Raw genomic sequence first — 1,262 nt, 5'->3', positions numbered from 1 at the left:
CGCGTCCCGGCCACGGGCCCCGAGCCCGCCTGCCGCGCCCCTGGGGCCGTCCGCCCCCGTCCCGGGCGGTACCGCCGGTTTCCATGCCTGCCCCCGGCGTGACCCACACGCGCCATCGACGGCTCCGCCCTACACAAGGGGCGGGGCCGCCCCCGTGCGCGCCTGCCCGGGGGCGGGCCGTGCCCTTGCGTGTCTTGATCCCTCCCGCTCCACGGTCCCGTCACACCCGGCCACGCCCGTACCGAAGGAGCACCCTTATGAGCACCCGCCCCCGCACTGGCCAGCCCGGCACCGGACAGTTCGTCCCCCTAACCGACGGGGACGTGTACCGGGCCGAACAACTGCGTGCCGAACTCGCCGACTTCTGGGGTACCCCCTACCGCGGTGTACCGCTCGGCGCCGATCTCACCCAGTCCATGCTCTACACCAAGACCGGCAACGACATCGCCCTCGACCCGAAACTTGCCCCCGCACACCTCACCCTGTGCGAGCAGACCAGCATCGCCTTCGACGCCTCGACCGTATGGGCCGCTCCCCACGCGATGAGCCACGCCATCACCGAACACCCCCTCCTCGACGGTGTCACGGACCTGAACAGCGCCTCGCTTGCCCGTCTGCTGCCTGCCCTCGTCGCCATCGAGAAGACCGCCGCCGCCCGTGACGGCCTGGTCTACTTCCCTCACCCCATCCACAGCCTGTCCGTCCACCCCGTCCACGCCCTGGCCTGGCAGATGAACGGCGGCGCCGACACCGGCGAACCCGTGAGCCTGGCCATCCACACCCTCACCCGTACCAGCCTCATCCCCACGTTGCTGCCCGCCAGCGTCCAACCAGAACACCTGGCTACCACTGAGCTGTCCACCAACAGCATCACCCTCCTGGAAACCCCGCACAGCCCCACCGTCGCCATGGGCGACACTTGCCTCTGGGGCGCCCCCGCCCCCGAAACCGCCCTCCTGCTCACCCTCGCGTTCTGGGCCCTGCGCCCACCGAAGGACCAGGAAGACGAACGCTCCATCCCCCAACGCGCCAACAAGAACAAAAAGAAGCGGGCCAAGGGAGCACGCCCAAAGAACCGGCGGGTACGCATCATCCGCGAGAGCGCCTTCACCCGGCCCGCCACCGTGCCGACCGGCGCCACCCGCCACTGGAACGACGCCACCCTACGCTGGCAATTCGACGAGACCTGGCAGTGGCGATGCCCCAACCCCGCCCAGCACCGTCAGATCATCGAATCCGGCGGCACCTGTCCCAAGGTGAAG

Annotated in this window: 1 protein-coding gene; it reads left to right on the top strand. The window is 70.0% G+C overall.

The features are described from left to right. Window positions 1–257: 257 nt before the first annotated feature. The coding region (locus tag EEJ42_RS31490; protein WP_148082074.1) for a hypothetical protein at window positions 258–1,262 on the top strand (1,005 nt) is incomplete at its 3' end.

Source organism: Streptomyces botrytidirepellens (assembly GCF_003721215.1).
GTDB classification, from domain to species: domain Bacteria; phylum Actinomycetota; class Actinomycetes; order Streptomycetales; family Streptomycetaceae; genus Streptomyces; species Streptomyces himastatinicus.
This window is presented reverse-complemented; position numbering and strand designations above follow the sequence as displayed.